The sequence below is a fragment of the Roseomonas rosulenta genome (assembly GCF_016106005.1).
In the GTDB taxonomy this organism is placed as follows: domain Bacteria; phylum Pseudomonadota; class Alphaproteobacteria; order Acetobacterales; family Acetobacteraceae; genus Neoroseomonas; species Neoroseomonas rosulenta.
In genome coordinates, this window is record NZ_JACADR010000461.1 from 1 (window position 1) to 2,087 (window position 2,087).

Genomic DNA, 2,087 nt, shown 5'->3' on the forward strand with positions numbered 1-2,087 from the left:
CCGGCCTCCCGCTGCGGCGGCGCGGCGGCGGCAGGCTCGCCGGCGGGACGCGGCGCGGAGGGCTGGGCGGCGGGCCGTGCTGCGGGACGCGGAGTGACCGCGGGGGTGGTCGCGGGCACGGCAAGGCCGGGGATGCCGCGCCCGTTCATCGGCATGGCCAGCGCGCGCTGGATCTCGGGCGTGGCGGTCTCGGGCAGCATGCCGAGGATCGGGGCGATGCGCTGGATCACCATCCCCGCCGCCGGCGCGGCCACCCAGCCGGCGGTGGCAAAGCCATGGCTGCGCGCATTGGGCTTGGGTTCGTCGACCATGACATAGACGGCGTAGCGCGGCGCATACATCGGGAAGGCGCCGACGAAGGCGGCGATACGTTTGTTCTCGAGATAGCCGCCGCGCGGGCCGGTCTTCTGCGCCGTTCCGGTCTTGCCGCCGACGAAGTAGCCGGGCACCTCGGCCGAACGACCCGAGCCGTCGGTCACCACCAGGCGCATGAAGCGGCGCATCAGCTCCGAGGTGCGCTCGCTGATGACGCGCACGCCCTCGCGCTCGACGCCGGGCTGCTGCCACAGGATGGTCGGCTGGCGCAGGATGCCGCCGTTGACGATCGTGGCACCGGCGGTCGCCACATGCAGCGGCGTGACCGAGATGCCGTGCCCGAAGCCGATCGTCATGGTGTTGAGTTCGCGCCAGGTGCGCTGGCCGGGCACCAGCGGCAGGGCGGTCTCCGGGATCTCGATGCGCAGGCGCGAGGTCATGCCCATGCGCTGCATGAATTCGCGGTGGCGGTTCACGCCCACCGCCGCGGCCATGTGCGCCGAGGCGAGGTTCGACGAATAGGCCAGGATCTCGGGCAGGGCGAGCCAGCGGTTCTTGCCGCGGTAGTCGTTGATCTCGAAGCGCCCGACGCGGATCGGGCGCGAGGCGTCGTAGCCGCCCCAGGGCTGGATGGTGCCGTAGTCGAGCGCCATCGCCGACGTCAGCAGCTTGAAGGTCGAACCGGGTTCGTAGACGCCGACGGTAACGCGGTTGAAGCGCTGGTCCACGGTCGCCGACCCGACGTCGTTGGCGTCGTAGTCGGGCAGGCTGACCATGGCCAGCACCTCGCCGGTCTGGACATCCATCACCACGCCGGCGCCGCCGATGCCGTTGAACTCGGTGATGCCGCGCTGCACCGCGTCGCGCAGCGCGAGCTGCACGCGGATGTCGAGCGACAGGCGCAGGCGTTCATTGGGCTGCGTGCGCAGGCGTTCGTCGTGGAAGCGCTCGACGCCGGCGATGCCGTGGCCGTCCACGTCCACGCCGCCGATGATGTGCGCGGCGGTGCGCCCCTGCGGAAAGTAGCGGCGCTCGGCTTCCTCGAAATGCAGTCCCGGCACGCCGAGCGCATTGACCTGCGCGACCTCGCGCGGGGTCAGGGCGCGGGCGATATAGGCGAATTGCCGCTCGCCGGACAGGCGCGCGACCAGGCGCTCGCGGTCGAGCTGCGGCAGCACGCGGCGCAGCCGGTCCGCGACCTCGCCGGGATTCTCGATCTGCCGCGGGTTCGCGTAGAGCGCGGTGAGCGGCAGCGAGACCGCGAGGATCTCGCCATTGCGGTCGGTGACGGTGGCGCGCGCGACCGGCGCTTCCGCCGCCGGCGCGGGCGGGCGCGACAGCGCGGCGGCACGGCGGGGTTCGGCAGGGTTCAGCACGGTGGCCATGGCCAGCTTCAGGGCCACGGCGCCGAACAGCGCGGCGAAGCCGAAGGCGGCGATCACCAGGCGTCCGCGCGTGCGTTCCAGGATGGCGCGCCGCATCAGGTCCGGCTGCGTCACGCGCAGCAGGGTGCGTGCGGGGGCGTCGGTGGTCGCGGCGCGGCGCAGCACGTGGCTGCTTGCGGGGGCCGCGTCGGGTTCCGGCGGGCGCATCGCCCCGGACGGGGGGATGTGGGTCACCTATCGCGCGCCGGGCAGCGTGGCGGCTGCGGCGCGGGCGATCGGCACCGGCGGCGCAAGCGCGGGGCCGCTGCCGCCCAGGGCCGAGACGACGGTGGGCGTGACAACCGGTGCGGCGACGCGCTGCGCCGTGACGGCCGGCGTGGCGGGGCG

1 protein-coding gene is annotated in these 2,087 nt (G+C 73.6%); it reads right to left on the bottom strand.

Going from position 1 to position 2,087, the window contains the following annotated elements; genetic code table 11:
* Positions 1–1,934, bottom strand: a 1,934-nt coding sequence (locus tag HW578_RS25810) for a peptidoglycan D,D-transpeptidase FtsI family protein (RefSeq protein WP_198373573.1), incomplete at its 3' end; no start/stop codon positions are given.
* Between the last annotated feature and the right edge of the window lie 153 nt (positions 1,935–2,087).